The sequence below is a fragment of the Microbacterium sp. CGR2 genome (assembly GCF_003626735.1).
In the GTDB taxonomy this organism is placed as follows: Bacteria; Actinomycetota; Actinomycetes; order Actinomycetales; family Microbacteriaceae; genus Microbacterium.
On the sequence record NZ_RBHX01000001.1, the window covers coordinates 2,416,180 to 2,434,494 of the forward strand.

The 18,315-nt window shown below is 68.1% G+C and carries 16 protein-coding genes; 12 read left to right on the forward strand and 4 right to left on the reverse strand.

The features are described 5' to 3' along the window. The first annotated feature begins 52 nt into the window (after window positions 1-52). From D7252_RS12055 to D7252_RS12065, 3 genes are read left to right on the forward strand one after another with little or no spacing between them, the layout of a single operon-like run. Window positions 53-715: a sigma-70 family RNA polymerase sigma factor gene (locus D7252_RS12055; RefSeq protein WP_183055279.1), complete on the forward strand. Its 663-nt coding sequence runs from the start codon at window positions 53-55 to the stop codon at window positions 713-715. Continuing rightward, window positions 712-957, forward strand: coding sequence for a zf-HC2 domain-containing protein (locus tag D7252_RS12060; protein ID WP_120775607.1), 246 nt, complete (start codon window positions 712-714; stop codon window positions 955-957). Before D7252_RS12055 ends, D7252_RS12060 begins: the two co-directional genes overlap by 4 nt. 33 nt (window positions 958-990) lie before the next feature. After that, a complete protein-coding gene (locus tag D7252_RS12065) occupies window positions 991-2,292 on the forward strand; it encodes a GNAT family N-acetyltransferase (protein ID WP_120775608.1) in 1,302 nt (433 codons plus the stop codon). A 78-nt stretch (window positions 2,293-2,370) separates the two neighbouring features. Here the strand turns inward: D7252_RS12065 and D7252_RS12070 are convergent, their stop codons facing one another. Then, window positions 2,371-6,039, reverse strand: a complete 3,669-nt coding sequence (locus D7252_RS12070; protein ID WP_120775609.1) for a multifunctional oxoglutarate decarboxylase/oxoglutarate dehydrogenase thiamine pyrophosphate-binding subunit/dihydrolipoyllysine-residue succinyltransferase subunit — start codon at window positions 6,037-6,039, stop codon at window positions 2,371-2,373. Window positions 6,040-6,199: 160 nt separating this feature from the next. Here D7252_RS12070 and D7252_RS12075 point away from each other — a divergent pair, with 160 nt between their 5' ends. The 3 genes from D7252_RS12075 (at window position 6,200) to D7252_RS12085 (ending at window position 10,140) form a co-directional block, all read left to right on the forward strand. Continuing rightward, complete coding sequence (locus tag D7252_RS12075) at window positions 6,200-7,654, forward strand: GuaB1 family IMP dehydrogenase-related protein (RefSeq protein WP_120775610.1); 1,455 nt, start codon at window positions 6,200-6,202, stop codon at window positions 7,652-7,654. Between the two features lie 111 nt (window positions 7,655-7,765). Further along, window positions 7,766-9,082, forward strand: a complete 1,317-nt coding sequence (locus tag D7252_RS12080; protein WP_120775611.1) for a hemolysin family protein — start codon at window positions 7,766-7,768, stop codon at window positions 9,080-9,082. After that, window positions 9,079-10,140 (forward strand): hemolysin family protein, encoded by a 1,062-nt coding sequence (locus tag D7252_RS12085; RefSeq protein ID WP_120775612.1) that lies wholly within the window; start codon window positions 9,079-9,081, stop codon window positions 10,138-10,140. Before D7252_RS12080 ends, D7252_RS12085 begins: the two co-directional genes overlap by 4 nt. A 66-nt stretch (window positions 10,141-10,206) precedes the next feature. On the opposite strand, the gene D7252_RS12090 is transcribed toward D7252_RS12085, so the two are convergent. Then, a complete protein-coding gene (locus D7252_RS12090; RefSeq protein ID WP_120776948.1) occupies window positions 10,207-11,274 on the reverse strand; it encodes an NADH:flavin oxidoreductase/NADH oxidase in 1,068 nt (355 codons plus the stop codon). 55 nt (window positions 11,275-11,329) lie between these two features. On the opposite strand from D7252_RS12090, the gene D7252_RS12095 reads away from it, so the two are divergent. The 3 genes from D7252_RS12095 to D7252_RS12105 are packed head-to-tail and all read left to right on the forward strand — an operon-like array spanning window position 11,330 to window position 13,734. Next, on the forward strand, window positions 11,330-12,166 hold the full coding sequence (locus D7252_RS12095; protein WP_120775613.1) for an ADP/ATP-dependent (S)-NAD(P)H-hydrate dehydratase: 837 nt from the start codon (window positions 11,330-11,332) through the stop codon (window positions 12,164-12,166). Continuing rightward, a complete protein-coding gene (locus D7252_RS12100) occupies window positions 12,163-13,401 on the forward strand; it encodes a hypothetical protein (protein ID WP_120775614.1) in 1,239 nt (412 codons plus the stop codon). The genes D7252_RS12095 and D7252_RS12100 overlap by 4 nt, the downstream gene beginning before the upstream one ends. A gap of 3 nt (window positions 13,402-13,404) precedes the next feature. Next, window positions 13,405-13,734 carry a thiamine-binding protein gene (locus D7252_RS12105; protein WP_120775615.1) on the forward strand — a complete coding sequence of 110 codons (330 nt, stop codon included), beginning with the start codon at window positions 13,405-13,407 and terminating at the stop codon, window positions 13,732-13,734. Between the two features lie 116 nt (window positions 13,735-13,850). Here D7252_RS12105 and D7252_RS12115 read toward each other — a convergent pair whose 3' ends face one another. Beyond that, on the reverse strand, window positions 13,851-14,288 hold the full coding sequence (locus tag D7252_RS12115) for a DUF2000 domain-containing protein (protein WP_120775617.1): 438 nt from the start codon (window positions 14,286-14,288) through the stop codon (window positions 13,851-13,853). A gap of 108 nt (window positions 14,289-14,396) precedes the next feature. Between D7252_RS12115 and D7252_RS12120 the strand changes: the two genes are divergently transcribed. Genes D7252_RS12120 through D7252_RS12130 form a run of 3 tightly spaced genes read left to right on the forward strand, consistent with a single transcriptional unit; the run spans window position 14,397 to window position 17,039 of the window. Beyond that, a complete protein-coding gene (locus D7252_RS12120) occupies window positions 14,397-15,179 on the forward strand; it encodes an AraC family transcriptional regulator (protein WP_120775618.1) in 783 nt (260 codons plus the stop codon). A 9-nt stretch (window positions 15,180-15,188) separates the two neighbouring features. Further along, on the forward strand, window positions 15,189-16,418 hold the full coding sequence (locus tag D7252_RS12125) for an MFS transporter (RefSeq protein WP_120775619.1): 1,230 nt from the start codon (window positions 15,189-15,191) through the stop codon (window positions 16,416-16,418). Between the two features lie 9 nt (window positions 16,419-16,427). Continuing rightward, window positions 16,428-17,039, forward strand: coding sequence for an NUDIX domain-containing protein (locus D7252_RS12130; RefSeq protein ID WP_120775620.1), 612 nt, complete (start codon window positions 16,428-16,430; stop codon window positions 17,037-17,039). A gap of 24 nt (window positions 17,040-17,063) precedes the next feature. On the opposite strand, the gene D7252_RS12135 is transcribed toward D7252_RS12130, so the two are convergent. Further along, window positions 17,064-18,269, reverse strand: a complete 1,206-nt coding sequence (locus tag D7252_RS12135) for a homoserine O-acetyltransferase (RefSeq protein ID WP_120775621.1) — start codon at window positions 18,267-18,269, stop codon at window positions 17,064-17,066. Between the last annotated feature and the right edge of the window lie 46 nt (window positions 18,270-18,315).

Sequence of the window (18,315 nt, forward strand, 5' to 3'; positions counted from 1 at the left end):
AACAGGACGCCTCTCGCGTGAGAAGAGGGGTGACCACAAGGAAGGAGAGCGCATGCAGGCGACGCTGGAACGCGAGGCGCTGGACATCCGCGGCCTAGACTGGTCGGTGATGGATGACACCGGAACCGCAGACAGCATCGGCGACCCTCGACGCGAGTTCGAGGAGCAGGCGATCCCCTTCATGGATCAGCTCTACGCCGCCGCGATGCGCATGACGCGCAACCCGGCCGACGCAGCCGATCTGGTGCAGGAGACGTTCGTGAAGGCGTACGGCTCCTGGTCCACGTTCTCGCAGGGAACGAACCTGAAGGCGTGGTTGTACCGAATTCTCACGAACACGTACATCAACATCTACCGCAAGCGTCAGCGCGAGCCCTTCCAAGGCGCCATCGATGAACTCGAGGACTGGCAGCTGGGCGGGGCGGAGTCGACCACGGCCACGCACAGTCGTTCGGCGGAGGCAGAGGCCATCGACCGGATGCCGGCATCCGTGGTGAAGGACGCCCTCCAGGCGGTTCCGGAGGACTTCCGGCTCGCGGTCTACCTCGCAGACGTCGAGGGATTCGCGTACCAGGAGATCGCCGACATCATGAAGACACCCATCGGCACCGTGATGAGCCGTCTGCACCGAGGCAGGCGGATGCTGCGGGAGCTGTTGGCAGACTACGCCGCTGAGCGGGGCATCGCCGCGGCTGACACGAGGAGCACGAAATGAGCGACTGCGGCTGCGACAAAGCCCGGAAAGATCTGGAGGAATACCTCCGCAACGAGGTGTGCAACACCGAGCACACCGAGATCCGCGAGCATCTCGAGCACTGCCCGTCGTGCCGCGATGAGGCGCTGGTGGCCACCACGTTGACCGAGGTCGTGGCTCGCGCCTGCAAGGAGAGCGCTCCAGAGGAGTTGCGCGATCAGGTGTTCGCCCGCCTCCGTGAGGTTCAGGCCGCCCAGCACTGAGCGACCGTCGGAGGGCGTCGCTAGGGTGGAGTGATGAGCTTCCCCGATGCGCGCGACGTACCTGCCGACCCCACCTCGATGGAGCGGCTGGCTGCTGTCGGTCTCGAGTATCGCGTCGTCGACATGGCCGACGACGCGAGCGCCGAGGCCTTTCAGCGCGCCGGCGACCGCGGTTTCCTCGATGCGGAGCCGAACGCCGAGTCCCTCGCTCAGGTGCGCAAGACCTACAGCGAGCGTCGCAACGTCGGAGTGTTCGAGAGCGGCGCTCCTGCATCCGCGCTCCCCGTGGGAACGACCAACTCGTGGGTGACACCCCTCACGGTTCCCGGGGCCGAGCTGAGCATGTGGGCGATCAGCATGGTCTCCGTCGCGGCCACCCATCGACGACGGGGCATCGCGCGATCGCTGCTCGAGGGCGAACTGCGCGCCGCGGCATCCGCCGGTGTTTCCGTGGCCGGTCTCACCGCGTCCGAGGCCACGATCTACACTCGCTACGGATTCGGTGCGGCGATTCCTGCGATGCGCTATTCCGTCGATACTCGTCGCGCGGGCTGGAGAGGACTCGAACCTGCCGGACGGGTCGAGTACGTCGACCGGGAGACGCTCGCGAACGACCTCGGCAGCGTCCACGATCGCGCGCGACGAACCGTTCCGGGCCGCGTCGCCGGGTGGCGAGGCCGCTGGGAAGGGATGTCGGGTGCTGCCACCTCTGAACCGGAGCGAGACAAGATCCGCGGTGTCCGGTACACCGACGAAGCAGGCGAAGTGCGCGGCGCGCTCGCTTACTCTCTGCATCAGATCGGTGACGGCTTCCGCTTCCGCTTGAACGTCCGGATCCTCGTGGCCGAGACGCCGGAGGCTCTCGCCGCACTGTGGCGGTTCGCGCTGCAACACGATCTCGTCGACGAGGTGACGGCGGACTCCCGGCCCGTGGACGACACGCTGCCGTGGCTGGTCGCCGATCAGCGCGCGGTGACGCAGACCGTGCACGACCACGGCTGGCTGAGGGTCCTCGACGTTCCGGCCGCTCTCACCGCGCGCCGCTACTCGGCGGCGCTCGAGCTCGTGATGCACGTCGAAGATTCCCTCGGGTTCGCGCACGGTGACTGGCGGCTGCGCGTCGACGGCACCGGCTCAGCGACGGTGGAACCGGCTGAAGACGGCGACGCCGATGTCACGCTCGACGTCTCGGCGCTGTCTGCGCTGTACGCCGGTGGAGTGCGGGCGGCGTCGTTGCACGGCGCGGGGAGGATCACCGCGGACGCGCCCGCCGTCGAGGCGCTCGACCGCGCGTTCATCTCGTTCCCCGCTCCGTCTCTCGACATCTGGTACTGAACCGTCTTCACACGAAGAGAGGCGCCCGACCTGTCGGTCGGGCGCCTCTCTTTCTCCCTGTGCGGGCCAGGCGACGTATCAGCCGAGAGTCAGTGCTTCGCGCAGCAGCGCTGCCTGCTCTGCGGCATGCACCTTCGAAGATCCTGTGGCCGGCGACGCCGAGGCCGATCGAGCCACCGTGCGGAAGGACCGGTCGCCGGGAACGTCGGCGAACGCGAGCGCCAAGAACGGCCAGGCGCCCTGGTTCTCCGGCTCCTCCTGAACCCACACCAGTTCGGCGTTGGGGTAGGAGTCGGTGATCTCCTTGAGTCGGTCGATCGGGGTGGGGTACAGCTGCTCCAACCGGACCAGCGCGACCGCCGGGTTCGGGTTCTTCTCAAGCTCCGCACGCAGATCCCAGTGCACCTTGCCCGAGTGCACGAGCACGCGCTGCACGCCGGAGCGGTCGAGATCGCGGTGGTCGTCGATCACCGGTTCGAAGCGGCCCTGCGTGAACGCTTCGACCGGGCTCGTGGCACCGCGCAGACGCAGCATCGCCTTCGGGGTGAAGACGATCAGCGGCTTGCGTGGTCGGGCGTACGCCTGGCGACGAAGCAGATGGAAGTGCGATGCCGGGGTCGACGGCCTGGCCACGATCATGTTCTCCTGCGCGCACAGCTGCAGGAAGCGCTCGATGCGAGCCGACGAGTGGTCCGGTCCCTGGCCCTCGTAACCGTGGGGGAGCAGCAGCGTGACGCTGGAATTCTGACCCCACTTCTGCTCGGCGGCCGAGATGTACTCGTCGATGACGGATTGCGCACCGTTGACGAAATCGCCGAACTGTGCCTCCCACAGCACGAGAGCTTCCGGAGCCTCGACCGAGTAGCCGTATTCGAAGCCGAGGGCAGCGTACTCGCTGAGCAGGGAGTCGTACACGAAGAACCGACCCTGCGCATCCGACAGGTTGGACAGCGGCAGCCATTCCTGGCCGTTGGCGCGATCGTGCAGGGTGGCGTGGCGCTGCACGAAGGTGCCGCGGCGGGAGTCCTGTCCGGCGAGTCGCACCGACGTGCCCTCGACGAGCAGCGAACCGAAGGCGAGCAGTTCGCCGAAGCCCCAGTCGATCCCACCGTTGCGGCTCATGTCGTGGCGCTTCTCGAGCAGCTGCTGGATCTTCGGGTGCACGGAGAAGCCCTCGGGCTTGTTCACGAACGCATCGCCGATGAGCTGGATGACCTCGTTGGGCACGCCCGTGACATCGGGTGCGCCGACCTGCTCCTCGGGCGGCAGGGTGTCGGGGATCGTCTCGTTCGTGCCGGTCTGGGCTGCGTGCGTTTCGGCGAACGCGATCTCCAGACGGTTCTGGAAGTCGGCCTTCGCCTCCTCGTACTCCTGCTCGGTGATGTCGCCACGGCCGACCAGGGACTCGGTGTAGAGCTTTCGGACAGACCGCTTCGCCTGGATCAGGTCGGTCATCAGCGGCTGAGTCATCGAGGGGTCGTCGCCCTCGTTGTGGCCGCGTCGGCGGTAGCAGACGAGGTCGATCACGACGTCACGGTGGAAGCGCTCACGGTACTCGAACGCCAGCTGCGCGACGTGGATCACGGATTCGGGGTCGTCACCGTTCACGTGGAACACCGGCGCCTGGATCGTCTTGGCGACGTCCGTGGAGTACACCGAGGAACGCGCGTCGCTGGGCGTCGTGGTGAAGCCGACCTGGTTGTTGACGACGACGTGGATCGTGCCACCGGTGCGGTATCCACGCAACTGCGACATCTGCAGCGTCTCGACGACGACGCCCTGACCGGCGAACGCCGCGTCGCCGTGCACCAGGATCGGGAGCCACGCGAAGGTTCCGATGGGCTTGCGATCCTGCTTGGCGCGGACGATACCCTCGAGCACTCCGTCGACGGTCTCGAGGTGCGAGGGGTTGGCGGCCAGGTAGACGGGGAGCTCGGACTTGTCGTCGGCGACGAAGGTGCCCTCGGTGCCGAGGTGATACTTCACGTCGCCGGATCCGCGCCGGTTGCCGGGCGTCTGGGTGCCCTCGAACTCGCGGAACACCTGACCGTACGTCTTGCCGGCGATGTTGGTGAGCACGTTCAGGCGGCCGCGGTGGGCCATGCCGATCGCGGCGCCTTCGAGGCCGGCGGTCGCTGCGCCCTGCAGGATCTCGTCGAGAAGGGGGATGAGCGACTCACCGCCTTCGAGCGAGAAGCGCTTCTGACCGACGAACTTGGTCTGCAGGAACGTCTCGAACGCTTCGGCCTCGTTCAGTTTCCGCAGGACGCGCAGCTGCTCGTCGTGGCCGGGCTTCTGATACTTGACTTCGACCTTCTCCTGGAACCAGCGGCGCTGCTCCGGGTCCTGGATATGCATGTACTCGATGCCGAGCGTGCGGCAGTAGGAATCGCGGAGGACGCCGAGGATGTCTCGCAGCTTGGCGACGCGACGACCTCCGAAGCCGCCGGTGACGAACTCCCGATCGAGGTCCCAGAAGGTGAGCCCGTGGCTCTCGATCTCGAGGTCGGGGTGCGAGCGCTGCACGTACTCGAGCGGGTCGATGTCAGCCATGAGGTGGCCGCGCACGCGGAACGAGTTGATCAGCTCCTGCACGCGCGACTGCTTGTCGACGCGCTCGGCGAGGTCGACGGCGATGTCGGGGTTCCAGCGGATCGGCTGGTAGGGGATGCGCAGCGCCGCGAAGATGTCGTCGTAGAAGCCACGCTGCCCGATGAGCAGTTCATGCACCTTCTTGAGGAACTCCCCGGAGCCGGCACCCTGGATCACGCGGTGGTCGTATGTGCTCGTGAGAGTGATGGTCTTGCCGATGGCGAGTTCGTTGAGGGTCCGCGCGCTCGCGCCCTGGAACTCCGCCGGGTACTCGAGTGCACCGGCGCCGACGATGCAGCCCTGGCCCTTCATCAGACGCGGCACCGAATGCACCGTGCCGATGCCGCCCGGGTTCGTCAACGAGACGGTCGTTCCCTGGAAGTCGGCCGCCGTCAGCTTGTTGCCGCGAGCGCGGGTGACGAGGTCTTCATAGGCGATGAGGTACTCGCTGAAGCTCATCGTGTCGGCGCGCTTGATGCTCGGCACCATGAGCGCACGGGTGCCGTCGGGCTTGGGCAGGTCGATCGCGATGCCGAGGTTGACGTGCGCCGGCGCGACGACCGAGGGCTTGCCGTCGATCTCGGCGTAGAACACGTTCTGGCTGCGGAACTCGTCGAGCGTGCGGATGAGCGCCCAGCCGATGAGGTGGGTGAAGCTGATCTTGCCACCGCGGGTGCGCGCCATGTGGTTGTTGATGACGATCCGATTGTCGATCATCAGCTTGGCGGGCACCGTGCGCACGCTGGTCGCGGTCGGGACGGTCAGCGACTCGTCCATGTTCGCCGCGAGAGTCTTGGGCAGACCGCGGAGCGGGGTGACCTTGTCTTCCTCGGCGGCATCCACGGCTTCCTTCGCCGCAGGCTTGGGTGCCTGGGCGGGAATGGGAGCGGCCGCGGCGGGCTTGGTGGTCGTGCGAGCCACCGGCTGCGATCCGATGACGGGGATCGGAGCGGTGACGGGATGCTCGGGCTGCGCGGCCGGTGGTGGAGTGCCTTCGGCCGTATCCGCCTCGGAGTGGTACTTCTCCAGGATGGGCCACCACTCCTTGTCGACGGAGTCGCGGTTCACCTTGAACTGCTCGTAGAGCTCTTCGACGAGCCACGAGTTGGCTCCGAACCCCCCGTCGCCGCCGACGCCGGTCACCTGGTTCGACACGCTGTATCGCCCTCTTTCATCGCTGAAGCACTCTGGTGCCGACACAGACGCAGGATGCGCTCGGGTCCGCACACTCTCAACCATCAAGCCTAACGTGTTTCGCTTCGGTAATCGCCGAAGCCATGCGCCGAGCGCACAGAGATCTGGGTACCGTGGAGACATGGAGTTCTCCGGCGCGCATCCGACTGTCGATCTGACCTATTCGGACGTCTTCCTGGTGCCGCGACGCTCCGCGGTCACCAGCCGCCTGCAGGTGGATCTCGCCCCGCAGGACGGCACTCCCGCGACCCTGCCGCTGGTCGCTTCGAATATGAACTCCGTGACCGGGCCGCGGCTGGCCGCCGTGATCGCCAGAAGAGGCGGACTCGGCGTGCTCCCGCAGGACCTTCCGCTGCAGGAGTTGGATGCCGCCATCCGCGACGTGAAGGCGCAGCCGGTCCTGTGGGACACGCCCATCATCCTCCCGCCGGAGGCATCCGTCGCAGACGCGCTCCGTCTCCTCCCGCCGACCGCGGGCCACGGCATCGTCGTCGCACGCGGACGCGGAACGATCGAGGTCGGTGACATCCTCGGCATCCTGCCGGCCACGCGCCTCGCCACCGCCCTGCCCGACGCGCAGCTCGGCGATCTCGTCCACACGGGCGTCCCGTCGATCGACGCCGACGACATCGGGTCCGAACGGCACGCCTTCGATGTCATCACCGACGCCGATGTGGAGATGGTCACGGTCATCCACCACGGACACCTCGTCGGAACCCTGAGCGCCCGCAGCGCTCTGCGCTCCACGCTCTACCGGCCGGCTCTCGACACCGGCGGTCGACTGGCGGTGGCTGCGGCCGTCGGCATCAACGGCGATGTGGCGGCGAAGGCCAAGGCGCTCGCTGCGGCCGGTGTCGACGCACTCGTCGTCGACACCGCCCACGGGCACCAGGACGGGATGCTCCACGCGCTGCGCGCCGTATCGGACCTGGGACTCGGTCTGCCGATCGTCGCAGGCAACATCGTCACGGCTGACGGCGTGCGGGATCTGGTCGACGCCGGCGCGACGATCCTGAAGGTCGGGGTCGGTCCCGGCGCGATGTGCACCACCCGCATGATGACCGCTGTCGGTCGGCCGCAGTTCTCTGCTGTGCTCGAGACCGCGCAGGCGGCTGCCGAAGCCGGTGCGCACGTCTGGGCGGACGGTGGCGTGCGATACCCCCGCGACGTGGCGCTCGCGCTCGCCGCCGGCGCAGCATCCGTCATGGTCGGGTCGTGGTTCGCCGGAACGATCGAGGCGCCGGGGGAGCTGCAGCGCGAGCCGGACGGCCGTATCTTCAAGGAGTCCTGGGGTATGGCCTCGACCAAGGCCGTGCAGGCGAGGTTCGGTCGACTCGACGCGTACGAGCGGGCGCGCAAGGAACTGTTCGCCGAAGGGATCTCATCCTCGAAGATCTACCTCGACCCGCTCCGCCCCGGACTGGAGGATCTGCTCGACATGATCACTTCCGGCGTGCGGTCCTCATTCACATACGCCGGGGCTTCCTCTGTGCCGGAGTTCCACGATCGTGCGCTCGTCGGGCTGCAGTCCGCGGCAGGGTATGAAGAGGGCAAGGCCCTGCCGGTCAGCTGGTGACTGAGTCGCACTCACGGCGGCTTTCTGTAGAATCATCCGCATAATGGACGACCCTCCCAGTTGTAGATTCTCGCCCCACTGTCCGCCCCTCTCATCGGAGGGGAATCACTGATGGATTACATCATGTTGGGCGTGGGGCTCCTCCTCACGGTCGGCACGGGACTCTTCGTCGCAAGCGAGTTCGCGCTGGTCAATCTCGACCGCGCCGACCTCGAAGCGCGCCAGGCGCGCGGCGAATCCCGACTGTCTCTCACCATCAGTGCTCTCCGGCACACGTCGACTCATCTTTCCTCCGCGCAGCTCGGCATCACGCTGACCACGCTGCTCACCGGTTACACGATGGAACCGGCGCTGTCGAACCTTCTCCGCCCCACACTCGTAGCCTGGAACATCCCCGAAGCCGCTGTGGCTCCGATCGCGACCGTCGTCGCGATGCTGGTCGCCACCGTGCTGTCGATGATCCTCGGTGAGTTGGTGCCGAAGAACTTCGCTCTCGCGCTGCCACTGGCGACGGCGAAACTCGTCGTGCCGTTCCAGATCGCCTTCACGACAGTGTTCAAGCCCGCGGTCGTCGTGCTCAACGGCAGTGCCAACGGCGTGCTTCGCAGTATGGGCATCGAGCCGAAAGAAGAGCTCTCCGGGGCACGCACGGCGGAGGAGCTCTCCTCGCTCGTCCGGCGGTCGGCGAGTGCCGGCCTTCTCGAAGCCGACACCGCGACACTGCTCGACCGGACGCTGACATTCTCCCGGCTCACCGCTGCCGACGTGATGACGGCACGACCGAGCATGCACGCGATCGCCGGCGGTGACTCGGCCGATGACGTCATCCAACTCGCGCGTCGCACGGGCCACAGCCGCTTCCCGGTCTTCGACGACGACCTCGATGACATCACCGGGGTGGTGCACCTGAAGGCGGCGATCTCGGTGCCGCGTGAGCGGCGGACCGAGGTGCCCGTCGGTGCGCTCGCCACGGAGCCGCTCCGCGTTCCGGAGACCGTGCACATCGACGGCCTGATCGCGGAACTCCGCGCGCGCGGGTATCAGCTCGCCGTCGTCGTCGACGAGTACGGCGGAACGGCCGGGCTCGTGACCCTGGAAGACCTGGTCGAAGAGCTCGTCGGCGAAGTGTCCGATGAGCACGACCGCACCAGGGCCGGCGTCGTGCGCGGTCGGGACGGCATCACGTTCCCGGGCGAGCTGCGGCCCGACGAATTGCGTCGCCGCGCCGGAGTGGTCGTCCCCGAAGGCGACGTGTACGACACCGTCGCCGGATTCATCATGAGCGTCCTGGAGCGCGTTCCGCGCGTCGGCGATGAGGTGCCGCTGGACAGCGGCACCCTCCACGTGGTCCGGATGGACGGGCGCCGCGTCGACCGCATCCGCTACGTCCCGAGACCGCACGAACCAGGAGAGGAGGCCTCCCGATGAGCGATTGGGGAGGACTGGCCTGGCTGGTCGTGCTGCTCGCGGCGAACGCCTTCTTCGTCGGCGCCGAGTTCGCCGTGATCTCGGCGCGACGCTCGCAGATCGAGCCGCGGGCGGAACAGGGTTCTCGCGCGGCGAAGACGGCCTTGTACGCGATGGAGCACGCGACGCTGATGCTCGCGACCTCGCAACTCGGCATCACGATCTGCTCCCTGCTGATCCTGAACGTCTCGGAGCCGGCGATCCACCACCTGCTGGCCGTGCCGCTGCACGCGTTCGGGTGGTCGGACGGTGTCGTCGACGTCGTCGCGTTCGTGATCGCGCTGTTGATCGTCTCGTTCCTGCACGTGGTCTTCGGCGAGATGGTGCCGAAGAACCTGGCGTTCTCGGTGCCGGATCGCGCGGTGCTGATCCTCGCGCGACCGCTGGTGTGGGTCTCGCGGGTGTTCATGCCCGTGATCTGGGTGCTGAACGCGGCGGCGAACGGCGTGCTGCGATTGTTCCGAGTGGAGCCGAAGAACGAGGCGGCCTCGACCTTCACGCTCGAAGAGGTGGCGACGATCGTGGATCAGTCCCGTCGTGAGGGGCTGCTGAACGACGCAGCGGGGGCTGTCGCAGCCGCCGTGGAGTTCACGGACAAGAAGGCGCGCGACATCGCGGTACCACTGGGCGACCTGGTCACCTTGCCGCAGACGACGACGCCGGATGCCATCGAGAAAGCTGTCGCTCGCTACGGATTCTCGCGCTACGTGATCGTGGACGATTCGGGTGCCCCGGTGGGTTACGTCCACCTCAAGGACATCCTGCGGGCGTCCGAAGGTCCGGGATCCGCCACGAAGCTCGTGGAGCCGGTCCCCGCGAAGCGGATCCACCACATGGTGCCGGTGCAGGAGGACACGGACCTCGAGGACGCCCTGGCTCTCATGCGCCGGGCGGGTCGCCATCTCGCCAAGGTGCGCGACGCCGAGGGACGGACGACCGCGGTGCTCTTCCTCGAAGACATCCTGGAGGAGTTGGTCGGCGAGGTGCAGGACGCGACGCGTCGCATCCGAGGACACTGAACCCGCTGAGCAGATGCGAGGGCCGCAGATCCGTCACGGATCGGCGGCCCTCTTCGCATCGTTCGGTCAGCGCCAGCGAGCCCGCTCGTACTGGGGCGGCCACGCCACATCAGCGCCGAGCTCATGGGCGGCGCGAAGTGCGAAGTGCGGATCACGGAGCCACTCACGGCCCGCGAAGATCGCGTCGGCCGCGCCGTCCACCAGGACCTGCTCGGCCTGAGCGGATGCCGTGATCAGGCCCACCGCCGACACGGGGATGCGACCGCCCGTGCGGACGGTGGCGGCCAGGGGAACCTGGTAGCCGGGGAACACGGTGATCTGCTGGTGCGCCACCAGGCCGCCACTGGAGACGTCGATGAGATCAGCGCTGTGCTGAGCCGCCCAATCGCCGACGATCGCCGCTTCTTCTGCGGTGAAGCCGCCCTGGGCGTGATCGGTGGCCGAGATGCGGACGAGGAGCGGCACTTCGTCGCCTGCCTCACCCCGGACGGCGTCGATCACCTGGAGCAGCAGCCGCGCCCGGTTCTCCAGAGAACCGCCGTACTCGTCGTCGCGCAGGTTCGACAGCGGTGAGAGGAACTGGTGCAGCAGGTAGCCGTGAGCCGCGTGGATCTCGAGCACGTCGAAGCCTGCATCCAGCGCACGCCTGGTCGCCGCAGTGAACGCCTCGACGACGCGGTCGATGCCCGCGGCATCCAGAGCGACGGGTGCGGCGAAGCCGTCGAAGGCGATCGCCGACGGCGCGGTCGTCGTCCACCCGCCGTCGGAAGGAGGGACGGATCCGCGCTCGGGCGCCCACGGCCACCATGTGGACGCCTTGCGTCCGGCGTGCGCGAGCTGGATGCCGGCGATGGCGCCGCGGTCGTGGATGGCGTCCACGACCGGCGCCCATGCATCGCGCTGGGCATCGTTCCACAGACCGGCATCGCGGGGTGAGATGCGCCCCTCCGGCACGACAGCGGTTGCCTCGGCGACGATGAGTCCCGCGCCACCGGAGGCGAACTGTGCCAGATGGGAGTGGTGCCATTCCTGCACCACCCCGTCGACAGCGCTGTACATGCACATCGGAGAGACCCAGAGGCGGTTGCGGAAAGTGACGGATCGGATGCTCAGAGGGGAGAAGAGAAGACTCACCATTCGACGGTACCCCGAGTGCGTATGCCGAGGCTCGCCGCACTAACGTGGAGTCATGGTCGAGGTCCGCGCGTGGTCCCAGGGCGATGCCGCACGGCACTTCCGGGTGCCGACGGACGACGATGACAAGTACTCCCGCGGGGTCGTCGCGCTGCGTACCGGGTCTTCTGCATATCCCGGCGCTGCGGTGCTCGGCGTCGAAGCAGCGTGGCGTGCTGGTGCCGGGTTCGTCCGTTACGTGGGTGCGGAGAGAGCGGGCGACGCCGTCCTCGCCCGACGACCGGAGACGGTCGTCGCCACGGACATCGGACGCACGCGGGTCGACGCCTGGGTGATCGGCTCCGGCACCGACCCCGCCGATCGAACCGAAATCGAGGCGTCGGCGCTGCGAGACATCCTCTCCGGCTCCGCCTCCGTCATCGTCGACGCCGGGGCATTGGATCTCGCGCCAGGCGCGTCCGCCCCTTTCCTCGTCACACCCCACGCCCGAGAGTTCGCCAAGGTGCAGGAACGGCTGGGACTGCCGTCGTCCGACGATGACGACCGCACAGAGGCCGCGGCACGGGCCGCCGTCGAGATCGGTGGGGTCGTGCTGGTGAAGGGGGCCCGAACGGTGATCGCCGACCCGGCAGGAAGGATCATCGCCGTCAGTGGTGCGACGGGCTGGCTTTCCACTGCCGGCACCGGTGACGTCCTGGCCGGCGTGATCGGCGCGGTCGCGGCTGCGAATCGCGGAGCACCGCTCGCAGAGGTGGCGGCGTCAGCAGTCTGGTTGCACGGGCACGCCGCGCGGATCGCGGCAACGGCGCTCGGCAGCGCAGCGGGACATCCGATCGTGGCGATGGACGTCGCCGACGCGCTTCCGCTTGCGATCGCGGACGTCCTGGCGTGACCCGATCTGCACACGCCCGCACTGCGGCACTCTGGAGCGCGTTCCTCCTCGCGCATCTCGTGACGGCGTGGACGGGCTGGGTGTACCCGAGCCAGCCCATGGGCGACGTCGTGCTCGTGTACGAGCCCTGGGCCGCGTCGGCGCTCAGCGGTGGCGGGGTCGTCGGCGTCACAGAGACGTGGGTTTACCCGCAGCTGGCGCTCGTTCCGATGCTGGTCGCCAAGGTTCTGGCCACGCCGCTCGTGCCGCTGCTCGGCGTCTCCAGCGCGTATCTCGTCGCGTGGGCGACGCTGATCACGGTCTGCGACGCCATCGCCTTCGCCGTGTTGGCAGGGCGCTCGCCATCACGGCCGCGTCGCGCCGCCGCCTGCTTCTGGAGCGCTGCGCTCGTTCTGCTCGGACCCATCGCGATCTACCGCATCGACGCGATCACCGTGCCGATCGCGGTGGTCGGCGGACTCTGGCTGATCTCGCGACCTGTCATCGCCGCGGCGCTCCTGACCGTAGGCGCATGGATCAAGATCTGGCCGGGAGTCCTCGTGGTCGCGGCAGTGGCCGCCGGCCGGGCGCGGATTCGGATGCTGCTCAGCGCTGCCGCCGTCACTGCCGGTGTCATGGCGAGCTTGGTTCTCCTCGGCGCGGACACCGAGCTTCTCGGCTTCCTCACGGAGCAGGCGGGGCGCGGCCTGCAGATAGAGGCCGTCGCGGCGACACCTTTCCTCTGGCTCGCCGCCTACGGAGGTGCCAGGGTCGAGTACAGCCTCGAGATCCTGACCTTCCAGATCGCCGCGCCAGGAGTCGATGTCGTCTCGGCGGTGCTCACGCCCGTGATGCTCCTCGCGGTGGCGGGCGTGACGGCTGTGGGCGCGGTGAAGGGATTGCGCGGAGCATCCTTTTCTCGACTCTTCCCGCCGTTGGCTCTGGCGCTGGTGACTGTGCTGATCGTGACGAACAAGGTCGGCTCGCCGCAGTTCCAGACCTGGCTGATCGTCCCGGTGATCCTGTGGATCGTGTTCGACGGCACCCGGGCTCGCATGCCCGCCCTGATCGTGCTCATCCTGTGTGCGCTGACCTGCCTGGTCTATCCGCTCGGCTACGACGGCCTGCTCCGCACCGAGTTGCTGCCCATCCTGGTGCTCACGCTGCGCAACCTGCTTCTTCTCGTCCTGCTCGCCGTCGGCATCCGTGCCCTCGTGCGTGTGCCCGTCCCTCGTCGTCCGAAACCCCAGGAGTGAAACATGCTGATCGCCTTTTCCGTCGCCCCCAGTGGCACGCCTGCCGATGGAGCGGAGCGCGCCGGCGACTCCGTGCACGATGCGGTGGCTGCGGCCGTGCGCGTCGTCCGAGATTCGGGCTTGCCGCACCGCACCACGAGTATGTTCACCGAGATCGAGGGGCCCGATTGGGACACGGTCATGGGTGTCGTCAAGCAGGCGACCGAGGCGGTGATGCCCTTCGGATCACGCGTGTCGTTGGTGCTCAAGGCTGACATCCGTCCCGGGTACTCCGGTGAGCTGGATGCGAAGGTCGAGCGCCTCGAAGCCGCGATCGAAGAATCCGGCGAGTAGACCTGCACGCCGCACGCCGCACGCCGCACGCCGCACGCCGCACGCCGCACGCCGCACGCCGCACGCCGGACGCGTCGGGACGCCTGCGGCGTGCGGTCGCTAAGTCGTGCGGTCGCTCAGTCGTGCATCCGCGCGCCTTTGACGATGCGGTCGACGGCGTTCCGAGGACCGCGGAGCGCGATGCCGACGAGGTCGAGGTCGAGCGCCGCCACCGCTTCGACCGCGGCACGATTCGCCTCGTCGTGACCGGTGCCGAACAGGTCGCGTGTGTAGATCGCGATCGACGTGTCCTCGCGTGCGGCGGCCTTGCTCCGCGCAGTGCTCAGCAGTTCGGCGTCCGCCGTCATCACGAGCACCGGCTGCCGCAGCATCGGAAGATACACGGTGCCGTCGGCGTCCCGGTAAGGGTCGCCGGTGAGGTCGCTCGTGCTGACCGCGATACCCGACATCAGGAAAGCAGTCACGTTCAGCTTCTGCCATGCCGGGAGATCGTCGCGGAGGACGACGACCACCTTCGTGTCGAAGCGCGGACCGGGGCGTGTCTCGTCGGACATTGAGCGTGACGTTGACGTTGACGTTGACGGTGAGGGTGAGGGTGTGATCGACGCGGTCATCGCCCCAGCATCGCCCGGTTGCGCGTTGCGGTCTTGTACGTTTCTTGCATGGCAGAACGATTGCGTGCGTGGCATCCTGCGGTGCCATCGCTCCGCGAGGTCTATCACGCGTCGTTCGCGCACGCCTACCCGATGCACGCGCACGACGACTGGGCGGTCATGCTGGTCGACGACGGAGCCGTCTCGTACGACCTGGATGGTTCGCGGCATCTCGCGACCTCGGCAGCAGTGACTCTCCTCCCACCGGGCATCCCTCACGACGGGCGTCCGGCTGTCGACGGACGGGGATACCGGAAGCGAGTCCTGTACTTCGAGAACGGATGGCTCCCCGAGCCGTTCCGTGGCAGCGCTGCGCGTCGGCCCACGGTGCCGGGCGCGGTCGTCACGATGGCACGCCGTGTGCATTCCGCGGTCGGTGGGCAGGGCGATCTCCTGGCGGCGGAGCACTGGGCGCTCGAACTCCGCAGACACCTGCTCACGCACATCGGGGCACAGTCGACGACCGCGCGGGATGCGCCGCTGGCCCAGCGGCTGCAGACTCTCCTCGATGACCGGTTCACGGAGACCTTCACGATCGCCTCCGTGGCCGAAGAGTTCGGCACCCACCCGAGTCATCTCACCCGTGTGTTCGCTCAGGCCTACGGGATCGCGCCGCACCAATACCTCGTCAGCCGCCGGATCGACCTGGCGCGACGGCTCCTTCTCGACGGCCACTCTCCGGCAACGGCGGCGGCGGTCACCGGATTCCACGACCAGGCGCACCTCACCCGTCATTTCCGTCGGGTGCTCGGGACGACGCCGGCGGCGTTCGCCGGGCGCGATCGCCGCTAAACTGAACCGGTGAATCCCTCGACTGAATCGAGGGGTGCGGCGAAGAGGGCGCTCCTCTCTCTCGCCATCGGCAGCTTCGGAATCGGCATGACCGAGTTCGTGATCATGGGTCTGCTCCCGAACATCGCCGCCGACCTCCTGCCCACCGTCTGGGACGCCAGCCCGGAAGACGCTCTGAGTCAGGCCGGGTGGCTGATCTCGCTCTACGCACTCGGAGTCGTGATCGGAGCGCCGACGATCGCGGGCTTCGTGGCCCGGTTCCCGCGCCACCGGGTGATGATCGTGCTCGCGGTGGCCCTCACCGTGTTCAATGCCCTCACCGTGGTCCTTCCGACTTTCGAACTCGTCGGTGCATCCCGATTGCTGGCAGGGTTGCCGCACGGCGCCTACTTCGGCATCGGCGCGCTCGTGGCCGCCGACGTGATGGGCCCGGGGAACCGCGCCAAGGGCGTCGCTTTCATCCTGACGGGTCTCACGGTCGCGAACGTGGTGGGCGTACCGCTGGGCACCTTCCTCGGCCAGCAGTGGGGGTGGCGTACCGCCTTCGCCGTGGTGGCGCTCGTCTTCGCTCTGGCGACGGCGTGCATCGCGTGCTTCGTGCCGGCGCATCCGGGCGACCCGGGCCGCACCATGCGCGCCGAGCTCCGCGTGTTCCGGATCCCCCAGGTGTGGTTCACCCTCGCCGTCGGTGCGATCGGGTTCGGCGGCTTCTTCGCGGTGTACAGCTACATCGCACCACTGGTGACCGAGGTCGCCGGTTCGCCGGAATGGGCCGTGCCGATCGTGCTGGTCCTCATGGGCCTCGGCATGACGGCGGGAAACCTCGTCGGCGGTCACCTCGCCGACATCAATCTTCGTCGCACGCTGCTGACGGGCCTGGCGATCATGGCCGTCGTCTTCGCCCTGCTCGCCGTGGTGTCGCTCTGGATCGTCGGCCTCGGCCTGGTGGTGCTCATCGTCGGATTCGTGTCCTCGGCGCTCAGCCCGACGATTCAGACCCGTCTCATGGACGTCGCCGAAGACAACCAGTCGATCGCAGCGGCGCTGAACCACTCGGCGCTGAACATCGGCAACACCCTCGGAGCCTTCCTCGGTGGCACGGTCATCGCCGTCGGCTGGGGCTTCACCGCGCCCGCGTGGGCCGGAGCGGCGCTCGCTGTGGCGGGGCTGCTGATCGCGCTGCTGTCGTACCGGATCGAAGCGCGTCGCACCGCGGTCCCGGAACTCATCGACGCGTAGAGTGTCGGCGTGCGGCCCGACGATGAATCACTGCCCGTCGCGGGAACAGTCGTGCTGCTGCGCGACGCCGACCCGGGCTTCGAGGTTCTGCTGATCCGCAGGCCCGATCGCGGCTCCTTCGCCAGCGCATGGGTGTTCCCCGGGGGCAAGGTCGAGCCCGCCGACCACCGCGTGGGCGACCAGGAGAGCGAGGATGCTCGTCGGGCCGGCATCCGGGAGACCTTCGAAGAGGTGGGGCTCACGGTGGACGAGCCGGTGCTGCTTTCGCAATGGCATCCGCCGGTCGGAGCACCGACGCGGATCCGCACCTGGTTCTTTCTGGCACAGGCACCCGAGGAGGATCCCACTCCCGCTCCGGATGAAGTGGTGGACCTCGCCTGGGTGCGACCGGCGGAAGCGCTTGCCCGTCACGCTGCCGGCGATTGGACGCTGTTCCCTCCCACGTGGGTGACGCTTCATCGACTCGCCCGCTTCGTCGACGCCGATTCCGCATTGTCGTCCGGCGGCGCAGCGGAGTTCTTTCACACACGAGCGCTCGAGGGGGAGGGCGGCACCACGTTCGAGTGGAAGCAGGGGCGCCTCGAAGCGGGGAGTCTGCCCTGGCGATTCATCGCCGGGTGAGGTCCGGACCTGTTCGCCCGGCGGTCAGCTGTCCAGCAGTCGTCGGAGATGACCGCCGACCGCCTGGGTCTCGATGAGGAACCCGTCGTGACCGAAGTCACTGGTGAGCACGACGGCCCGCTCATCGAGGACGTGCGGGATGCTGCGGGCGATCCGCTGCTGCCCGTCGACCGGGAACAGCCGGTCCGTGTCGATCCCGAGGACGAGAGTGGTGGCGGTGACGGCGCGCAACGCCTCCTCCACACCGCCTCGGTCGCGGCCGACGTCGTGCGAGTTCATGGCCTCGACGAGGGTGATGTAGCTGTTGGCATCGAACCGGCGCGTGAACTTGTTCCCGTGGAAGTCCAGGTAGGACTCCACCGCGAAACGGCCGCCGTGGCCCAGCGGGGACACGCCTGACTGCCAGGAGCGCTGGAATCGCTGATTGAGTTCGATCGGACTGCGGTAGTTCAGCAGCGCCATCCGTCGGGCGAGAGCGAGGCCGCGGTGCGGCCCGTCACCGTCTCCGAGGTCGTAGTACTCGCCGCCCTGGAAGCGCGGGTCCATCCGGATCGCCTCGAGTTGGACGGTGTTCAGAGCGATCTGGTCGGCCGTGGTGATCGGAGGAGAGGACAGCACAGCGAGTCGGGCGACGCGGTCGGGGTGCGTGACTGCCCACTCGAGGGCGTGCATGCCGCCCATCGAGCCGCCGACCACTGCCGCCCATGTCTCGATTCCGAGCGCGTCGGCGAGGCGGACCTGGGCCGCCACCTGATCGCGGATGGTGATGTAGGGGAAGCGTGAGGCCCACTCGTAGCCGTCGGGAGCGACACTCGCCGGCCCCGTGGACCCCTGGCAGCCACCCAGCATGTTCGGGGCGATCACGAACCAGCGGCCGGTGTCCAGGGGGGCACCAGGGCCCGTCACGTCTTCCCACCAGCCCGCGGTCGGATGACCCGCGCCGGCCTCGCCGCGCACGTGGCTGTCTCCCGTGAGCGCGTGCAGCACGAGGACCGCGTTGTCTCGTGCCGCGTTCAGTTCACCCCACGTCTCGTACGCGATGCGGATCCCCGGGAGCTCAGCGCCGCTTTCAGTGAGGAACGGGCCGAAGGACGCGAAGTTCCTGCCGCCGACGCGGTCGCCGTCGCGCCAGGCGCCGGTAGCCGGTGGCCGCGCGCGGAGCAGACGGACGTCGGCCTCCGTCACCGGTGCCGACGGCACCGTGTCTTCGGAGGTCGTCTGCCAGTCCATACATCCATTCTCGCGTGGTCCGGACATTCTCGACCGCAGGTTACGT